Origin of the sequence: Lentzea sp. NPDC005914 (assembly GCF_040629405.1) — a bacterium.
Taxonomy (GTDB): domain Bacteria; phylum Actinomycetota; class Actinomycetes; order Mycobacteriales; family Pseudonocardiaceae; genus Lentzea.
Genome location: NZ_JBEXVQ010000005.1, coordinates 33,254 through 49,352, shown reverse-complemented (window position 1 = coordinate 49,352; position 16,099 = coordinate 33,254). Strand labels below are relative to the sequence as shown.

14 protein-coding genes are annotated in these 16,099 nt (G+C 69.0%); 6 read left to right on the top strand and 8 right to left on the bottom strand.

Going from position 1 to position 16,099, the window contains the following annotated elements:
- Positions 1-4: 4 nt before the first annotated feature.
- On the bottom strand, positions 5-880 hold the full coding sequence (gene mca, locus ABZ345_RS08925) for a mycothiol conjugate amidase Mca (RefSeq protein WP_359844533.1): 876 nt from the start codon (positions 878-880) through the stop codon (positions 5-7).
- Between the two features lie 120 nt (positions 881-1,000).
- On the bottom strand, positions 1,001-1,474 hold the full coding sequence (locus ABZ345_RS08920) for a MarR family transcriptional regulator (RefSeq protein ID WP_359844531.1): 474 nt from the start codon (positions 1,472-1,474) through the stop codon (positions 1,001-1,003).
- Between the two features lie 279 nt (positions 1,475-1,753).
- Between ABZ345_RS08920 and ABZ345_RS08915 the strand changes: the two genes are divergently transcribed.
- On the top strand, positions 1,754-4,360 hold the full coding sequence (locus ABZ345_RS08915) for an AAA family ATPase (protein WP_359844529.1): 2,607 nt from the start codon (positions 1,754-1,756) through the stop codon (positions 4,358-4,360).
- A gap of 5 nt (positions 4,361-4,365) precedes the next feature.
- Here ABZ345_RS08915 and ABZ345_RS08910 read toward each other — a convergent pair whose 3' ends face one another.
- From ABZ345_RS08910 to ABZ345_RS08900, 3 genes are all read right to left on the bottom strand, one after another.
- Positions 4,366-4,992, bottom strand: coding sequence for a nuclear transport factor 2 family protein (locus tag ABZ345_RS08910; protein ID WP_359844528.1), 627 nt, complete (start codon positions 4,990-4,992; stop codon positions 4,366-4,368).
- Positions 4,989-6,197, bottom strand: coding sequence for a cytochrome P450 (locus ABZ345_RS08905; protein WP_359844526.1), 1,209 nt, complete (start codon positions 6,195-6,197; stop codon positions 4,989-4,991). The genes ABZ345_RS08910 and ABZ345_RS08905 overlap by 4 nt, the downstream gene beginning before the upstream one ends.
- A 75-nt stretch (positions 6,198-6,272) precedes the next feature.
- Positions 6,273-6,647, bottom strand: coding sequence for a hypothetical protein (locus ABZ345_RS08900; protein ID WP_359844524.1), 375 nt, complete (start codon positions 6,645-6,647; stop codon positions 6,273-6,275).
- A 109-nt stretch (positions 6,648-6,756) separates the two neighbouring features.
- On the opposite strand from ABZ345_RS08900, the gene ABZ345_RS08895 reads away from it, so the two are divergent.
- Complete coding sequence (locus ABZ345_RS08895; RefSeq protein ID WP_359844522.1) at positions 6,757-7,131, top strand: cupin domain-containing protein; 375 nt, start codon at positions 6,757-6,759, stop codon at positions 7,129-7,131.
- Between the two features lie 38 nt (positions 7,132-7,169).
- On the top strand, positions 7,170-8,741 hold the full coding sequence (locus ABZ345_RS08890) for an MFS transporter (protein ID WP_359844520.1): 1,572 nt from the start codon (positions 7,170-7,172) through the stop codon (positions 8,739-8,741).
- Between the two features lie 56 nt (positions 8,742-8,797).
- Here ABZ345_RS08890 and ABZ345_RS08885 read toward each other — a convergent pair whose 3' ends face one another.
- Positions 8,798-9,826, bottom strand: a complete 1,029-nt coding sequence (locus ABZ345_RS08885; RefSeq protein WP_359844518.1) for a beta-ketoacyl-ACP synthase 3 — start codon at positions 9,824-9,826, stop codon at positions 8,798-8,800.
- 150 nt (positions 9,827-9,976) lie between these two features.
- Here ABZ345_RS08885 and ccrA point away from each other — a divergent pair, with 150 nt between their 5' ends.
- From ccrA to ABZ345_RS08870, 3 genes are all read left to right on the top strand, one after another.
- On the top strand, positions 9,977-11,317 hold the full coding sequence (ccrA, locus tag ABZ345_RS08880; protein WP_359844516.1) for a crotonyl-CoA carboxylase/reductase: 1,341 nt from the start codon (positions 9,977-9,979) through the stop codon (positions 11,315-11,317).
- 23 nt (positions 11,318-11,340) lie between these two features.
- On the top strand, positions 11,341-12,918 hold the full coding sequence (locus tag ABZ345_RS08875) for a 3-hydroxyacyl-CoA dehydrogenase NAD-binding domain-containing protein (RefSeq protein WP_359844514.1): 1,578 nt from the start codon (positions 11,341-11,343) through the stop codon (positions 12,916-12,918).
- Positions 12,919-13,091: 173 nt separating this feature from the next.
- The gene (locus ABZ345_RS08870) at positions 13,092-13,805 is read left to right on the top strand and encodes a response regulator transcription factor (protein ID WP_359844512.1); all 714 of its coding nucleotides are present in this window, start codon (positions 13,092-13,094) and stop codon (positions 13,803-13,805) included.
- Here ABZ345_RS08870 and ABZ345_RS08865 read toward each other — a convergent pair.
- Positions 13,789-15,042 carry a PLP-dependent aminotransferase family protein gene (locus ABZ345_RS08865; protein ID WP_359844510.1) on the bottom strand — a complete coding sequence of 418 codons (1,254 nt, stop codon included), beginning with the start codon at positions 15,040-15,042 and terminating at the stop codon, positions 13,789-13,791. The genes ABZ345_RS08870 and ABZ345_RS08865 overlap by 17 nt on opposite strands.
- Positions 15,039-16,082 carry a 4-hydroxyphenylpyruvate dioxygenase gene (gene hppD / locus ABZ345_RS08860; protein ID WP_359844508.1) on the bottom strand — a complete coding sequence of 348 codons (1,044 nt, stop codon included), beginning with the start codon at positions 16,080-16,082 and terminating at the stop codon, positions 15,039-15,041. Before hppD ends, ABZ345_RS08865 begins: the two co-directional genes overlap by 4 nt.
- Positions 16,083-16,099 lie beyond the last annotated feature (17 nt).

Genomic DNA, 16,099 nt, shown 5'->3' with positions numbered 1-16,099 from the left:
CCTTTCAGCCGACGAGCCGCAGCGGGGCCGTGTCGGCGATGCCCGCGAAGAGGTCGTTCTCCGGAAGTTCGGTGTGCACCCGAGTGCGGGCGAGGTGGAAGTCCTCGGTCGGCCACGCGGCGCGCTGCACGTCCGCCGGGAAGACGAACCAGAAGCCGCGCGGGTCGATCTGGCTCTCGTGGGCCCGCAGCGCGTGTTCTTTGGTCACGAAGTGCTCGCCGCACGGAACGCGGGTCGTCACGGGCAAAGCCGTCCACGGGTCGTGCGCGACGAACATCTCGACCTCGCCGGCCCACGACGGCGGCCGATCCTGGTCGGCGTCCAGCAGCGCGGACAGGCGCGCGGGGTGCAGGCCGACGTGGAAGTAGAGCTTGCTCGGCGACCACGCGTCGCCCTGAGCCTGGAAACGATCGGGGTCACCCGCCGCGTCGAACGCCTCGACCGCGGCGCGGTGGCACATCACGTGATCCGGATGCGGGTAGCCACCGGTGCTGTCGTAGGCCAGCACCACGTGCGGCCGGAACTCGCGCATCACGCGCACCAGCGGCGCTGTCACGACGTCGAGCGGCTGGCGGGCGAAGCACCCGGGAGCCTGCTCGCCCATGCCGGAATCGCGGAACCCGAGCATCTGGTGGCGCACACCGAGCAGTTCGCACGCCCGCGCCAGCTCGGCCCGGCGCGTGGAGCCCATGTCGTGGCACTCCGGCATGTCCGGGTTCAGCACGTCGCCCTGTTCGCCGCCGGTGCAGGTCACCACGAGCACCTGCGCGCCGTCCGCGGCGTACTTGGCCATGGTGGCCGCGCCCTTGCTCGACTCGTCGTCGGGATGGGCGTGCACGGCCATCAGCCGAAAGCTGTTGTCGCAGTCCAAGGTGTGCAAGAGTCACTCCCCCATGAATCCGTGCTCGATTCATGGACATCCTGACCTCGCGACACCGTTCCGCGGCACCCCTAGAGTGCCCCTGGAAAAGGCGCGACCAAGCCCCTTAAAGGGTTTCGATCACCACGCGGGCCGCAATGGCGGAAGATCCGCTCCGGCGAGTTCGCGGATGAGCTGTGACAATCCAGCACGCAGCTGCAGGAGGTTTTCCTCGCCGAGCCGCGCGGACAGCTCGCTTTCCAGCTTGTAGAGCACCTGCCCGGCCACGGCCATGTGGTCGTCGGCCTTGCCCGTCAGCACGACCAGCCGGCGCCGTCCCCCGTCCGGATGATCGACGCGACGGAGATAACCGCGCTGCTCCAGATCCGCGACCATCTGCCCGGCTGCCTGTTTCGTGACGCCCAGACGTTCGGCGAGCTCCGTGCTCGTGGCACCGCCACCGCGCAACGCCTGGAACACGGCTCCATGAGCGGGCCGCAGGTCAGCGTAGCCCTCGGCGTCGAGACGCCGGACGAACTCGGCCACCACGAGCTGGAAGGCCATGCCGAGAACGAAGGTCAGCTCGGTGCGGGCAAGGGGGTCGTCGGGGTGCACCGGACAATTCTGACACAAGTTGTGGCAAGGCGCTTTACTCGCTTCGTGGTGAGACGCTTCGCAGCGTGTATCTTCAGTAACACACGGTGATACACGTGGATCGCTTGAGAACGGCACTTGTGATCGGTTGAGCATCCCGACCACCTCCTCTCCTCGTGGCTACGCTCACGCTTGACAGTCTTCGGATTCGGCACGGCACTGGGGAGCGACGCCGAATGCCCTAGGGCGAAGAAGGACGCAGCCGCCGCGTCCGCACGCATTGGGGGGAATTAATTCACGATGAACCTCGTCGAGCGAGAAGACTTACTGGGCGAATTGGAGAACGCATTCACAAGATCGCTGATGAGCGACGGCCGCACGGTGCTCATCAGCGGACCTCCTGGAACGGGCAAAACGGCCCTGCTGCGGACCGCGGGCGCGATGGTGGGCTCTTCGGACACCTTGCTGCTGCGTGCCACCGCCTCGCGCGGTGAGCAGAACGTCGCTTTCGGCGTGCTGAGCCAGCTGTTCACCGGCATCGAGCTCTGCGGCGAACGCACCCAGCTGCTGCACCACCTGCTCGAGATCGGCGCGCTGAGCGCCGAGATGAGCGACGCCGGCGTGCCTCGCCAGGTGCTGCACGGCCTGCTGGCGATGGTGCGCCACCTCGCCGGGTGCAGCCCCGTCGTGATCCAGATCGATGACGTCAACCACGCCGATCCCGCCTCCCTGTGCTTCCTGCTGTACCTCGCTCGCAGGCTTTCGTCGTTGCGCGTACTGCTTCTTCTCACCGAGTCGGCCGAGACTCCCGCCGGCTACGCCGCTTTCCGCGCCGAGATCGCCACGACCACCGACCTCCAGCACCTGGTCACCCGCACCCTCACGCCGGCGGGTGTCGCCGAGCTCGCGGGCCGCCAGGCCGCCGACGACCTGCTCTCTCGCACGGGCGGAAACCCGTTGCTGATCGAGGCGGTCCGCCACGGCGACGGCTTGCGCCACGCCGTGATCTCCTGCGTCACGCGCTGCGGCCCGATCGCCACGAGCATCTCCCGCGCACTGGCCGTCGTCGGCGAGGCCGTGCCCGCCGAGCGGCTCGCCGACCTGCTCGACGTCCCGGCCGCCGACGTCATCGCGGTGCTCGCCACGCTCACCGACGCCGGTCTGGTGCACCACGGCCGGTTCCGGCACGACGAGATCCGGTCCGCGGTGATCGACGGCATGCAGATCGACGAGCGCAAGTCGTTGCACGTGGCCGTCGCCCGGCTGCTCGACACGACGAACGCGTCGGCGTCCAACATCGCGCGCCACCTGCTCGAAGGCGAGTCGACCGCCGTGCCCCGCGCGGCGGCCCAGCTTCAGGAGGCCGCCGCACAAGCGTTGCGGGACAACGACCTCAAGCTCGCGATCCGGTTCCTGCACCACGCCCTGCGGGCCGAGCCGGACGACCGCACCACGCTCATCAGCTCGCTCGCGCTGGCGAAGTGGCACGTCGATCCCGGTTCGGTGCACCAGTACCTCGCCCACCTGCTCGACGCGCTGCGCGACGGCCAGATCAAGGGCATGGACGCGTTGAGCCCCATCGGTTACCTGCTGTGGCACGGCAAGCTCGACGAGGCCGGCGAGGTGATCGACACCCTCGGCGGTGACGACGAACAGGACACGCTGCGCTGGTTGCTCTCGTGCACCTACCCCGAGCTGGCGACCGGTGAGCGCGCTCCTGCCCCCGTCGACCTCATCGAACGGGTGCTGGAGACCGTTGCGCAGCGCGACATCGCGAGTCCTGTCGCCGCGTCCGCCGTCGCCATGCTCATCTACGCCGACCGGCTCGACAGCGCCGAACGCTGGTGCGACCGGCTGCTGCGACAGGCCCAGGACCACAAGCGCCCCACCATGCACGCGATGTTCGCCGCCGCCAAGGCCGTGATCTCCGTGCGGCGCGGTGATCCGGTGGCCGCCCAACGCCGTGCGCACGCCGCGTTGTCGTTGGTGGCGCCGAAGAGCTGGGGCGTCGCGGTCGGCGTGCCGCTCGCCGCGATGGTCCAGGCCACGACGGCGATGGGCAGGCTGGAGGAAGCGGCGACGTATCTCGCGGTTCCCGTGCCGGACAGCATGTTCCGCACCACGTACGGGCTGCACTACCTGTGCGCCAGGGGTCAGTACCACCTCGCGACCGGCAACGCGGCCGGCGCTCTCGCCGACTTCCAGCGCTGCGGTGAGCTGATGGCCGCGTGGAAGATGGACGTGCCGGCGCTCGTGCCGTGGCGGATCGGAATCGCCCAGGCGCACCTCGAACTCGGCGACGAAGCAGCCGCGGAACGGGTGCTGCACAGCGCGGTCGAGCCCGCGGAGCCAGGAAGCCCGCGGGACAGGGGTGTCGCACTGCGGCTGCTGGCGGTGCGGGCGAGCGGGCGACGCCGGCTCGACCTGCTGCGGGAGTCCGTGCGCGTGCTGCAGGGGTGCGGCGACCGCGTGGATCTCGCGCACACCCTGGCCGCGTTGAGCAAGGCACACCACGAGGCGGGCGACCTGCGTGAGGCCCAACTGCTGGCTCATCGCGCGCATCGGCAGGCCCAGCTGTGCGGTGTCGAACCGGAACTGCTGACGCTGCCCGAAGAACTCGTGCCCTCCGAACCTCCGCGACGACGCGCCCCGGCCACTCCCGGAGCCGGCCTGGCCGGCCTGGCGCCGCTCGACTGCCTCACCGACGCCGAGCAGCGGGTCGCGCTGCTCGTGACCGAGGGCCACACCAACCGCAAGATCGCCACGAAGCTGTACCTCACGGTCAGCACGGTCGAGCAGCACCTGACGCGGATCTACCGCAAGCTCGACGTGCGCAGCCGGAGGGATCTCGCCAAGATGATCGAAACAAGGGCGATCGAGGCGAGCGCGAAGGTTCCGGCGCTGTGAGCACCTCAGCCGGCGAGCCATTGCAGCGCCGCGTCCCGCACGGCCTGAACGAGCTCGGGCCGGTCGTCTCCCGGCAGGTCCTGGGCGAGCTCCTGACCGTCGAGCGCCAGCAGGTACGACAGGAACCGGTAGGAGGACCGGTACTTCGCCAGGTCCTCCTGCCGGATTTCCGGTGCTGTACCGGGAATGACGGGTACGAGCGTGTCTCGCTGGTAGATCGACTCGAACCGCACGATCTGCCAGCCGTCGGATGTCCGCCGTGCTCGCGTCAACAACCGCGCGTACGCCGTGTTGTCCACCTCGACGCCACTGACGACACGACGCAGCTCCACGGCCATGTCGGTCTCGGCGATCGCACGATCTCCGTTGCACCGCACCAAAGAGGGCCACAGCCGATGCCGTCCCGTCAGGCCTCGCTCGGCGATGCCGCGCGACCGCGCGACGAACTCGGCGCCGCTGCCGTGGAACCAGCTGATGTGCACCACGGAATCGGGGGCGTATGAGGAAGCCATGTCCTCCCAGCGGCACTGGTCGCGCGCATCCCGTTCGAAGCGCACGAGCCCTGCCACTGCCACCTGATCGAGAAGCGGGGCGGTGGAAGTCCACCGCCCCGCGTCAAGTCGTTCCGTCACCAGGACACCGGCAACGAGTAGATGCCGTACAGCAGGCCGTCGCTGCGGAACTTCAGCGACTCCACCGGCGCGGCGAGCTTGAGGCCGGGGATCTTGCTCAGCAACGTGGTGAACACGATCTCGAGCTCCAGGCGGCCGAGGTTCTGCCCGAGGCACTGGTGGATGCCGTAGCCGAAAGCCACGTGCTGGCGCGGGTTGCGGTGCACGTCCAGCGTGTCCGCGTCGGGGAACACCGAGCTGTCGCGGTTCGCCGCGGCGCCCAGTGCGATCAGGCCCTCGCCGGCGGGGATGACCTTGCCGCCGATCTCGATGTCCTCGGTCGCGGTCCGGAACGTCGCCATGTCCGCGATGCTGAGGTAGCGCAGCAGTTCGTCCACGGCGCCGGGGATCAGCGACGGGTCGTTCTGCAGCGCGGCGAGCTGCTCCGGGTGCTCCAGCAGCGCGAGCGTGCCGAGGCCGATCATGCTGGTCGTCGTCTCGTGCCCGGCGTTGAGCAGGATCTGCGCGGTGCTGATCACGCGCTCGCGGTCGTACTCGCCGGTCTCCTGGTAGCGCACGACGAGACGGCTCAGCAGGTCCTCACCGGGGTCCTGCTCCTTGACGGCGATGAGCTCACCGAGGAACTTGCGCAGCTCCATGATCGCGGCGCCGATCATCGGCGGCGTGCTGTCGCCGTGCACGATCACTTCGCTGATGCGGTGGAAGTCGTGGTGCAGCTCATAAGGAACGCCGAGCAGCTCGCAGATCACCAGCGACGGCACCGGCCGCGCGAGCGCGGCGACCAGGTCGGCCGTCCCGCCGCCCGCGAGCATCTTGTCGATGTGCTCGTCGACGATCTCCTGGATGCGCGGACGCATGCCCTGGATGCGCTTGACGGTGAACTCGGCGGTGACCATCCGGCGGTGCTCGGTGTGCTCCGGCGGGTCCATCGCGACGAGCGGGCGCATCGACGGGTTCATCATCGCCGGCGGCACGGGGATCAGCCGCGGGCAGCCCGGCAGCTGACGGTCGGAGCTCACGCGCGGGTCGGCGAGGATCTGGCGCACGTGCTCGTGGCTCGTGACCAGCCACGCGGTCGAACCGTTGCGCAGCGTCGCCTGCGACACGGGTTCGGTCTCCCGCAGCTCGCCGTACTGCGGCGGCGGGTCGAACGGGCACTTCCCGCGCTCCATCGGGAACGTGGGCAGTTCGGGCTGTTCGGACATCGCGGGATCCCCCGGTTCGTGGCGGTGGAAGAAGAAGAGGCCGCCGGAGCGTTCACCGGCGGCCCCGCAGTGGACTTACTGAGCCCAGGGAAGGGACTGGCGGGCGTCGTTGCCGGGAGCGCCGGCCTGACCGGTCGGCAGCATGGCGACGATCGCGCCGCCCGGACCGCTGACGACCCGGAACTGCCGGGCCTCGTCGGCCGCCAGCACGACGGTCTGACCCGCGGTGGCCTTGACCGTCTCGCCCTCGACGGTGAACTCCCAGGTGCCCTCGGTGATCGACCAGATCTGGTCGGCGGTGATCACGTGCAGCGGCGAGTCGACGTCGGCGGCCATCTCGACACGCCACGTGCTGATCTGGTTGCTGCCCTGGCTGGGGGCGGCGAGACCCGCCATCAGGCCGGCCGGCGTCCGGGTCGTCCGCTCTTCGGTCTCGCTGATAAGACGCATTTCAACTCCGTGTGTCAGGCAGGTTTACTCGATCGAGTAAACACGCTTGACTCACCTGTGTCAACCCGCTTTACTAACTGTCGTAACGACCCGAAGGAAGTGCCCGTCCATGCAGATAGTCAGCGAAAGCCCAGCCCGTACCCACACCACCCCGATCGCCACCATGTTCGGGCTCGCGGCGCCGAGCCAGGGCAGTTCGCACTTGAGCACGTGGCGCATCCGGATGGAGTCCCCGCAGTCCCCGCCCCCGCACTCGATAGACCGCGACCAGGTGTGGATGCCCACGTCAGGCGCGTTCTCCTTCACCGTGGACGGCGAGACGTCGATCCTTCGTCCCGGCCAGGCGCTGCTCGTGCCGGCCGGGTCGAGCCGGCACTTCCACGCCGTGGAGGACGGCACCGAAGCGCTCGTCTGCATGAGCCCGGGAGGCCGGGCCACCATGCTCTCCACGGGGGTCGTCTACGACCTCCCGTGGACCGAATGACCGACCTGACCAGCACACGAACAGCCGAGGAACAGGCTATGACGAACACTGAACTCAGCCCTGGACGGCGCAAGGCCGTTCTCATTCTCCTGGCACTGACTGGTCTGGTCGTCGTGATGGACCTGACCATTCTGAACGTCGCCCTGGACACCATTCAGCGCGACCTCAACGCGTCCACCGCGGGCCTGCAGTGGGCGCTCGACTCCTACCTGATCTCGTTCGCCGCGTTCATCTTCACGAGCGGTGTGTGCGCGGACCGGTTCGGCCGCAAGAAGACGCTGCTCGCGGGCATCGTGATCTTCGGTGCCGCGTCGCTGTTCGCCGCGTACTCCGGCGGCATCGGCGAGCTCATCCTGTGGCGTGCCGTGATGGGTGTCGGCGCGGCGGTCGTCCCGACCGTGACGCTGGCGATCCTGATCAACGCGTTCCCGCCGGCCGAGCGTCCCAAGGCGATCGGCGCGTGGGCGGGTGCCGCCGGTGTCGCCATCGCCGTCGGTCCGCTCGCGGGTGGCCTTCTGCTGCAGTCGTTCTGGTGGGGTTCCGTCTTCCTGATCAACGTGCCGCTGGTGATCATCGGCGTCGTGCTGATCGCGTGGCTGGTGCCGGAGTCCCGCAACCCCGCGAACACCAAGTTCGACCCGGCCGGCGTGGTGCTGTCGATCCTCGCCGTGGGCGCGCTGGTGTACGGCATCGTGACCGGTGGTGAGCGCAACGACTGGCTCGCGCTGCCCGTGGTCGGCTCGCTCGTCGCGGGTGTCGTGCTCATCGCGCTGCTCGTCGTCGTGGAACGCCGGATCGCGACTCCCGCGCTGGACGTGAAGCTGCTCAAGGAGACCAAGTTCTCCGCGGGCACGGTCGCGATCTCGCTGGCGTTCTTCGCGATGATCGGCGCGCTGTTCATCACGTCGCTGTACTTCCAGGCGGTGCACGGGTTCTCGCCGCGCACGGCGGGTCTGCTGATGCTGCCCATGGGTGTCGGCACGGTGGTCATGTCGACGCGCAGCCCGAAGCTCGCGATGAAGTTCGGTCCTCGCGCGGTCGTCATCGGCGGTTCGCTGGCGATGGCGGTGGCGTTCTTCGGGTTCAGCGTGGTCGGCGCCGACACGAGCATCTGGGTGCTCGCGCTGGCGCAGCTCGTCTACGGTCTCGGCTGGGGCTGCATCACCGCTCCCGCCACGGCGGCGCTGATGTCCGTCGTGCCGCCGGTGAAGGCGGGCGCCGGCCAGGCGGTGTCGGGCACGGTGCGCCAGGTCGCGGGCGCGCTCGGTGTCGCGATCGTCGGCAGTGTGCTCGGTGTCGTCTACCGGACGTCGATCGGGTCCTCTGTGGACGTTCTGCCCGAGAGTTCTCGTGACGCCGCGGCGGGTTCGCTCGGCGGGACGCTGCGGGCGATCGCTCACGCCGGTGGCGACGCGGCGTCGTTCGCGGGGCTGAAGGCCGACGCGATCAACGCCTACCTGTCCGGTATGCAGGCGACGATGCTGATCTGCGCGGTGTTCTCGCTCGGAGCCGCGTTCGTCGCGCTGCGGTGGCTGCCCGGCAAGCCTCCGGCCGCGGTCGCTCCGGCGGCTCCGGCCGCTGCTCCCGCCGCGCCTGCCGCTCGTCCGTAACCGCAAGGGAAAGCGGGCCGCCGATCTCGTGGATCGGCGGCCCGCTTTCGTCTGTGTCACCAGCGGACCAGCGCGAGACCCATCGCCATTCCCCCGCCGAACGCGGTGAGCAGGACGTCGTCGCCCCGCTGGATCTCGTTGCGCGCGGCAGCGAGTGTCACGGGAATGGACGCGGCACCGGTGTTGCCGAACTCGGCGACCGTTTCGTGCATTCGCACGTTCGGCAGCCCGAGTTCCGTCACCAGCTCGCGGAGCATGACCTGGTTCGCCTGGTGCGGAATGAAGTGCTTGACCGCCGCGGCGTTCACCGGAAGATGTCCGATGAAATCCTGGACGGCGGGCGGAACTTCTTGTTTCACGAATTCCCGGACCGCCCTGCCGTTCATCTGGAAGTAGTGCTCGCCCGAGAGCAGCGACTCCTTCGACGGCGGGATGCGGCTGCCGCCCGCGGGCACCCGGATGAGGTCCTGGTGCGCGCCGAAGCTCGCCAGCCGCACGCCGTGGATCGAGCCGGTGGCCGACGGTCCGAGCACCACCGCGCCCGCGCCGTCCCCGAACAGCACGGCCGTGCGCCGGTCGGCCGGGTCGATGATGCGCGAGTACAGGTCGACGCCGACGACGAGCGCGAAGCCGCCGCTGTCGACCATGCGCCGCGCCACGTCCAGCGCGAAGACAAAGCCGCTGCACACGGCGTTGACGTCGAACGCGGCCGCCCTGTGCGCGCCGATGCGGTGCTGCAGCACGCAGGCCGTCGGCGGCTGCGGCGAGTCGGGCGTCGACGTCGCGACGACGATGACCGACACGTCGGACGCGCTGATGCCGGCGTCCTCCAGCGCCTCCTCACACGCGATCGCCGCGAGGTCCGACGCGGCGAGGTCTTCGTGCGCGAACCGTCTGCTGCGGATGCCGGTGCGTTCCTCGATCCAGCTCGCCGTCACCCCGGCGGCGGCGGCCACCTCCTCGTTCGACACCACGCGCGGGGGCAGATGACTGCCGCACCCGATGATGCCGACCGGATTCCGGATATCGCCCTCCGCCCAGGTGGCGAGTGCGCAGCCACAATGGCAGGATTCGTCGGCGACCATCAAGGGTCCTCCTGACCGTACGCGGATATATGTCCGCAGGAAGGCTATGCGGCGCAAATTCCGCTGGACACCCCTGTGTATCGACCCCCTTAAGGGTCTGACCAGCTGTTAGGGGTCCTCCAGGAATTGTTCGGTCGTTACCATTGAATCGTGCAGCAGATTGTCGACGCAATCCTCTCCGATGACGCGAGCCGCGAGGACTTCGCCGCGCTCGCCGTCCCCGACCACTACCGCGGTTGCCTCGTGCGCGAGGACGAGGTCTCGATGTTCGAGGGCATGGCGAGCCGTGACAAGGACCCCTCGAAGTCGCTGCACGTCGAGGACGTGCCGACGCCGGAACTCGGCCCCGGCGAGGCCCTCGTGGCCGTCGCCGCGAGCGCGATCAACTTCAACACGGTCTGGAGCGCGCTGTTCGAGCCCGTCTCGACGTTCCAGTTCCTCAAGCGCTACGGCCGCACCAGCGAGTGGGCGGCCCGCCACGACCAGCCGTACCACGTGCTGGGCTCGGACCTCTCCGGCGTGGTCCTGCGCACCGGCCCCGGTGTCACCAAGTGGAAGCCGGGCGACAAGGTCGTGGCCCACTGCCTGTCCGTCGAGCTCGAGTCGCCCGACGGCCACTCCGACACGATGCTCGACCCCGAGCAGCGGATCTGGGGCTACGAGACGAACTTCGGCGGCCTCGCCCAGTTCGCGGTCGTCAAGGCCAACCAGCTCATGCCCAAACCGCGCCACCTCACGTGGGAGGAGGCCGCCTGCTCGGGCCTGGTGAACTCCACGGCGTACCGGCAGCTGGTGTCCCGCAACGGTGCCGGCATGAAGCAGGGCGACGTCGTCCTGATCTGGGGCGCCGGTGGCGGTCTCGGCTCGTACGCCACCCAGCTCGCTCTGAACGGTGGCGCGATCCCGGTCTGCGTCGTGTCGAACGCCGAGAAGGCTCGCCTCGTCCGTGACATGGGCGCCTCGTTGGTTATCAACCGCGCCGAGGAGAACTACGAGTTCTGGGACGGCGACCAGCAGAACCCCGCGGAGTGGAAGCGCTTCGGTGCCCGGATCCGCGAGCTGACCGGCGGCGAGGACCCCGACATCGTCCTGGAGCACCCCGGCCGTTCGACGTTCGGCGCGTCCGTCTTCGTGGCGCGCAAGGGCGGCACGATCGTCACCTGCGCGTCCACCTCGGGCTACCAGCACGAGTACGACAACCGCTACCTGTGGATGAACCTCAAGCGGATCATCGGCACCCACTTCGCCAACTACCGCGAGGCCTGGGAATCGAACCGCCTGATCTGCAAGGGACTCGTCCACCCGACCCTGTCCACAGTGGTCGGTCTGGACGACGCGGGCGCGGCCACCGCCGCGGTTCACCGCAACGAGCACACCGGCAAGGTCGGTGTGCTGTGCCTGGCGCCTGATCCCGGTCTCGGGGTCGAGGACCACGAGACACGCGCTCGCCTGCTGCCCGCGATCACCCGTTTCGCGGAGCAGGCGAGCTGACACAGCTACCAGGGGGAAGCACCATGGAGGAACGGCGAACAGTCATCGGCGTGCTGGGCAGCACCGGCTCGTGGGTCCTGGAAGCGTTGCCCTCGTCGTCGTTCGAGGTGATCGAGACCTCGGACCTGGACGCGTTGGCGCGCGCCGACGTCGTGCTGGACATGACGCCCGACGTCCGGCACGAGAAAGCCGCGCTGCTGCAACGACTGGACGCCGTCTGTCCACTGTCGACTCTGCTGGTGACGGTCGTCTTCACCTCGTCCGTCGAGCACCTGGCCGCGGTGTCCGGCCGCCCGTCGCACGTGGCCGGCCTGCGTCTGCCGTTGCCACCGCCCGCCGGTGGTGGCGCCGAGCTGCTGCTCACCCCGATGACGTCCGCTTCTTCCGCTGCACGCGCTTCCGCGTTGGTGGAGTCGCTGGGGCTTTCCCCGATCTCCCTCGGTGCCGGCGTCGCGTCCGCTGCTCGTGAGCTGGTGTTCAGCTACCTCAACCGGGCAGCCGCGTTGCTGGAGGAGGGGTACGCCTCCCGGTCGGACATCGACACGGCCATGCGCCTGGGCTGCGGGCTGCCCGTCGGTCCCTTGGAGCTGCTCGACCTCATCGGCCTCGACACCGCACACGACGTGCTGATCGACCTGATGGACCGCACCGGCGACAAGTCCTTCCACCCCACCGGTCTGATCCGCGAACTGGCCGCGTCAGGCCTTCGGTTCCCCGCGGACACGGGTGCGTCTGTTGACGCGGTCGATCACCAGGTGCGCCGGGTCGGTGTGGTCGGCGCCGGGACCATGGCGTGCGGAATCGCCGAGGTGGCGGCCGCCGCGGGCATGGACACCGTGCTGGTGGCTCGTGACCCGGTGAAGGCCTCCCGTGCCCTGGACGCCGTGCAGGCGTCGCTGACCAAGTCCGTGCGTCGTGGGCGGATCAGCGTCGAGACGAAACAGGCCGCACTCGACCGGCTCACGGCGGTCGACTCCGTCGAACTGGTGAGCGACTGCGATCTCGTCATCGAAGCGGTGGCCGAGAACGCCGCCGTGAAGCGCGCTGTTTTCGGGTCGCTGGACCGGGTGTGCAAGCCCGGCGCGGTCCTGGCCACCACCACGTCGAGCCTGCCCGTGGCGGTCTGCGCCTCGGCCACCTCCCGGCCGGAATCGGTGGTGGGCCTGCACTTCTTCAACCCCGCACCCGCCATGAAACTGGTCGAGCTCGCCCTGACCGACAGCACCGGCGCCCAGGCCGCCGAGATCGCCCGCGCGTTCTGCGCTCAGACGGGCAAGACGTCCGTCGACTGCCACGACCGGGCGGGCTTCATCGTCAACTTCCTGCTCTTCCCCTACCTCAGCCGGGCGATCGGCCTGCTCGACCGCGGCGATGTGTCCGTCGCCGAGGTGGATGCCGGGGTCGAGCAGGCCTTCGGGTACCCGATGGGGCCTTTCAAGCTGCTCGACACCATCGGCCTGGACGTGTCGCTGGCCATCCAGCGACGGCTGTACGACACGTTCGGCACCGAGGAGCACGCGCCTTCGCCGGTTCTGGAGGCGATGGTCGCCGCCGGGTGGCTGGGCCGCAAGAACGGCCGCGGGTTCACCATGGCCCCGTAGTTCCCGCCCTGTAATTCCCACTGGCTCTCCCAGCGACGTCACCCCGTGCCCCGACGTCGCTGGGAGGTTCCTCCCTGCTCGCCGACTGCTCGAAGCCCGCTCGAGAAATCCGGGCCGGACCCGTCCCCGCCGTTATGTTGGCGCTGCCGCAACGGTGTGCAGAGGGGGAGCGGATGAGGCGACAGGTGATCGAGGAAGTCGAACCGCTGGAGTTCCACCGTCCTGTCCTGCGATCCCTTCCCAGCCACGAGGAGCCCCAGGCCGACGTGGCGAAAGTGCTGGTCGCAGGCCCGGACGTGCTCGCCAGGCGCGGCATCTCCGCGGTGCTCAGCACCCACCTGGACATCGCGGTGGCCGGCGACTGCGAGCCGGGACCGGCCGTGCAGCGCGCCATCAGCCGCCACTGGCCGGACGTCCTGCTGCTGCACGGAGTCCGCGAAGGCGACGCCGAGCTGGAAACCACCCTCACCGCCGTACGCCAATCCCGGTGCACCACCAAGGTGTTGACGGTGGGAGCAGGTCAGGCACCTCGTCTGGACGACGGCGTCTGCGGAGCGTTGCCCCTGTCAGCGACCCCGGAGCAGTTGGTGGCGGCCGTGCGCATGGCAGCGGCCGGCTACGTGATGATCAGCGGCTCCACGGGCGGCGACGACATGTCGGTCGCGGTCAAGGACGGGCTCACGCAGCGCGAGTGCGAGGTGCTGTCGTTGATCGCCCGCGGCCTGAGCAACGCGGAGATCGCGCTGGCGCTCACGCTGTCCGAGCACACCGTCAAGTCCCACGTGCAGAACCTGCTGGGCAAGCTCAAACTCCGCAACCGGGTGCACGCGGTGATCTACGCGTTCGAGGCCGGCCTGGGCAGCCGGCCTCTCACGCCGCTCGTCTGAGCTCGGACACCAAGCCCGCCAACCGGTCCAGGCCTTCGGGGATCTGGTCGGCGGTCACGGCCGAGCACGACAGCCGCAGCTGCCCGTACCCGCCGTTGCCGCCGTAGAAGTGGTGCATCGGGGTCCACAGCACGCCGAAGTGTTCCGCGGAGTAGGCGAGCATCGAGTCGTCCGCCCGGAAGTCCACCGAGACCACCACGAAGAAACCGCCGGACGGCACCGTCCACGACAACGACGGAAACCGCGAGGCAAGCCCGTTCAGCAGCAAGGACATGTTGCGGCGGTAGATGGTGGCCTCGCGGACGTTGGCCGAGACCAGGCTGCAGCCGTGTTCCAGCAGCTTGCCGCCGACCACGGCCTGGGCGATCGGTGAGGTGTTCACCGTGAGCATGCTCTTGAGCTTGGCCAGTTCAAGAGCCAGCACACCGGACCCCGCCTGCTGGTCCGCGACGACATAGCCGACCCGCGCACCGGGAACCGCGGTCTTCGCGAACGAGCCCAGGTAGATGACGCGGGCAGAGGTGTCCAAGGCCTTCAACGTCGGCGGGCGCGTGGCGAAACCGCGTTGGAACAGGCCGTACGGGTTGTCCTCCAGCAGCAGGACGTCCTCGGACTCGGCCAGCGCCAGCAAGCGCTGCCTGGTCTCGAGCGAAAGGCTGACGCCGGACGGGTTCGCGAACTCCGGCACCAGGTACAAGGCGCGCGGGCGCAATCCGGCCGCCCGCGCGCGCCGGACCTGTGCGACGAAATCCTCCAGGTCGACGCCGGCCGGACCGGAGCGCACGGGCAGCACCGGCATGTCCACCAGCCGTGCGGCACCGGTCAGCCCGACGTAGGTGGGCGACACCGCCAGCACCACGTCGGACGAAGAAGCGCGCAAAGCACGCAGTACCAGGAACATCGCCTCCTGGCAGCCGACCGTCACGACGATCGACGACGGGGAGGCGGTGATTCCCTCGTCCACCAGCAGGTTGCGCGCCACCAGGTCGTTGATCACCCCGGCGGTGCGGCCGTACTGCATCAGCTCGCGGTTCACCTGCGCGTCGGTGTACCCCTTGTCCTGCATCAGGTACGTGCGGTACGCGTCCAGGTAGCGACCGATGTCGGCGTAGGAGAAGTGCTCCTCCGTCGGCCGCCCGGCCGCGAAGGAGATCGCGGCCGGGTGGCGTTCGGCTACCTCGTTGAGGAGGTTCATCGACGTCAGCGCCGAGTCCTCCAGGGCGGGGAACAGGTTCACAGCGACTCCTGCGCGGTGATGCGCTCCATCTCGACGGCCTGGTAGAGCGCCTGGACGTTGCCGCTGCCGAAGGTCTGCGCGTGCAGGCGTTCGATCACCTCGAAGAACAGCGTGCGGCGCGAGTGGGTGGAGCGGGTGAAGATCTGGAACAGGTGGCCGTCGTGGTCGGCGTCGACCAGGATTCCGAGCGGCTCCAGGTCCTCGGCCTTGTGACGGACCAGCTCCAGGCGGTCGGACAGCATGCGGTAGTAGGTCTTGGGCGGGTCGAGGAACCGCACGCCGCGCCGGTTGAGCTGACCGACCGCGCGCACGATGTTCGTGGACGTGAAGGCGACGTGCTGCACGCCGGCGCCGCCGTGGTCCTTCAGGAAGTCGTCGATCTGGCCGGGCTTCGCGGACGTGTCGGGCTCGATCAGCGTGAACGTGACGGTGCCGGACGCGCTCTGCACGGCTTTGGAGTTCATGGCCTGGTCACCGACGGCGATGCGTTCCTCGAAGATCGCCGAGAAACCGAGCGCCGACTCGTAGAACTCGACGGCGCCGGCGAGGTCTCCCGCGTCCAGGCACACCGCGAAGTGGTCCAGCGCCAGCAGGCCGTCCTCACGCGGGGCGGGCGAGGGCAGCGTGCCGAAGCCCGGGATGAAGTTCTCGGGAGCCTGCAGCAGGGTGTGCACGACGTCGCCGAACGCGCCGATCACGGCCGAGACGACGCCGACGGACTCCTTCGGCGCGACAACGGGATGAGCTCCGGAGGTCACCGCGGCGGTGAACGCGGCGCGGGCGTCGGACGTGCGCAGGACGATGTTCGCGACACCGTCACCGTGGCGCGCGACGTAAAGGCTCGCCGGGTGGTCGTCGTCGTGCGGCTGGGTCAGCACGAAGACGATGTCGCCCTGGCCGACCGCGGTGGACGTGTGGCTCTCGGCGCGGTAGGAACCGAGCACCTCGAAGCCGTAACCGTCCACCAGCTCGGCCAGCGGTACAGCTATGTCCGCCACGTAGAACTCGACGTGGCCCATTGTCAGGTCGTTGTACTGCATTGAGATTGCCCCCTTCA